Raw genomic sequence first — 2,013 nt, 5'->3', positions numbered from 1 at the left:
CAAAGGCATTTCCTACCGCCACCCCGGGAAGGCAAGGCACCTAACTTGTGCATGCTTCCCACTCCCGGACAAAAGGTTGGAGTTTCTTCGGTTCCTTCTTTGCAAAGAAGGAACCGAAGAAACTCCAACCTTTTGTCCGGGGATGGGTGGTATCTGCAAGACCGATGACTTACCTTCCCGGAGTGGTGAAGGGAAAAGTCTTTGCAAAGAAGGAACCGAAGAAACTCCAACCTTTTGCCCGGGGGTGGGGGGGGGTCGATTACCAATCTATCTCCAGGGGGTATTCCTCATCGATCAGGCGGTAGGGCAGCCCGTGCAGCCGGCACTGCCGCAGGGTTTCGGCGTTGTCTGCCAGGGCCGTATCCAGGGTGAAGTCGCTGTCGTCCAGGCGGTGTTCCACCACGTTGGCGTACTGCCGCACCCGGGCAAAATGCCGCAGCAGATAGTCCCGGCTCATGATCAGGCAAAGGTAGCGGATATGGGCCTGTTCTTCGGGAGAAAAATCCTGCTGCCAGGTGTAGGGAATATAGCACCCCTCCACGATCAGGGACTGGCGGTTTTCCAGGGCGGTGCGGATCATCTCCCGGGCGATGGGCCACACAACGGCGGTAAGGGCTTCGTCCTGGGTGGGGGACAGGGCAATGGTGCCGCTGCGGATCAGGCCCATTTTCAGGTGGTCCAGGCTCAGGTAGGGAATGTGGCGGCGTTCCAGCAGCCGCTGGGCCAGCAGGGTCTTGCCCGTATGGGAGGCCCCGGCAATCAGATAAATCATGGTATACCCCCGGCGGATGGTTGCAAAATGTAAGGCGGGGTCATTCCCGCGGGAAGGTGCAAAAGGGAACCAAAGAAACGCCTTACTATATAATGTATAGGGGCGGGCATCACCGGCGGGCGTTGCGCTGCCAGATGGTGTACAGACCGTCCAGAATCAGGGTTTCCCGGTAGTCGATATCCGCCCGGCAGGCGGTGCGCACACTGCGGGGCAGCGTGCCGGTGGCTACCACCGGGGCTTCGGGGGCGTGCAGGGCGGCGCGGAAATTCTCCACCATACCGTCCACCATGGCCGCCGTGCCGTGTACCATGCCGCTTTGCAGGCAGTCCGCCGTGTTGGCGCCCAGCATCCGTTTGGGTCTGGCGTCCAGTTCCACCTGGGGCAGTTGAGCGGTGTTTTTCACCAGTGCCGCCAGCGAAAGCTGCGGTCCCGGCAGGATGGCGCCGCCCACCAGGGAACCTTCGGCATCCACCGCCAGCATCGAGATGGCCGTGTCAAAGTTGGCTACCACCAGCGGCGGGGTCTGCCGCTGCAAGGCCCCCACCACCGCACACAGCAATTCGCCGCCCAGCTGGGCGGGGTTGTCCATCCGGATGCGTACCCCACTTTTCAGGCCGGGGCCAACTTCCATCACGGGGGCTTCGCACATCTTGTGCAGGGCTTCCCGCATACGGGGGGTCAGCGCCGGTACCACGCTGGAAAAGATCACGTCGGTGACCTCCTGGGGTTCGGCCCCGTACAAAGCCAGCATGTTGACCATCTTATATAATAGTTCGTCGCTGCTCAGGGCAGTGTCTGCAAACAGCCGGGAGGAAAACACCAGCTTGCCGTCCTTGGTGTAGGAACCGAAGGTGATGTTGGAGTTACCGATATTCAAAGCCAGGATCATGGCGGTGCCTCTTTTCTGTAAGGAATGCTTTTATACTATTATAATAAGAAGGAAATTGCAAGGGGCCGCCGGCAGTACCGGAAAAGGAGGCGGAAATCCCCAAAAATGACGTTGTACGGTTTAACCAAAGAATACCCTGAAAATTTGTCGAAAAAAATGAAAAAAAGTGTTGACAAAGTGATTCCTCGGTGGTATTATAGTCAAGCTGTCCGGCGCGAGAGCGACACGGAAAGCCGCTGAAAACCGCATAACAACAGCCTTTGAGGGCTTTTCGGGAGCTTCGGCTCACGAAAAAACTTCAAAAAAATCTCAAAAAAGTTCTTGACAAACGGAACTTCACGAGATATAATAA

2 protein-coding genes are annotated in these 2,013 nt (G+C 57.6%); both read right to left on the bottom strand.

Going from position 1 to position 2,013, the window contains the following annotated elements; genetic code table 11:
* Positions 1–259: 259 nt before the first annotated feature.
* Complete coding sequence (locus H6B10_RS14205; RefSeq protein WP_204652197.1) at positions 260–772, bottom strand: AAA family ATPase; 513 nt, start codon at positions 770–772, stop codon at positions 260–262.
* 109 nt (positions 773–881) lie between these two features.
* A complete protein-coding gene (locus H6B10_RS14200) occupies positions 882–1,661 on the bottom strand; it encodes a type III pantothenate kinase (RefSeq protein ID WP_204652196.1) in 780 nt (259 codons plus the stop codon).
* Positions 1,662–2,013 lie beyond the last annotated feature (352 nt).

The sequence above is a fragment of the Gemmiger formicilis genome (assembly GCF_016901605.1).
In the GTDB taxonomy this organism is placed as follows: Bacteria; Bacillota; Clostridia; order Oscillospirales; family Ruminococcaceae; genus Gemmiger; species Gemmiger formicilis_B.
Note: the sequence above shows the minus strand (reverse complement) of the source record. Positions and strands in the feature narration are given on the sequence as shown.

What these genes read in the sequence shown, in the direction of transcription:
- H6B10_RS14205 (WP_204652197.1), bottom strand. Translation starts at nt 772, where the DNA reads ATGATTTATCTGATTGCCGGGGCCTCCCATACGGGCAAGACCCTGCTG.
- H6B10_RS14200 (WP_204652196.1), bottom strand. Translation starts at nt 1,661, where the DNA reads ATGATCCTGGCTTTGAATATCGGTAACTCCAACATCACCTTCGGTTCC.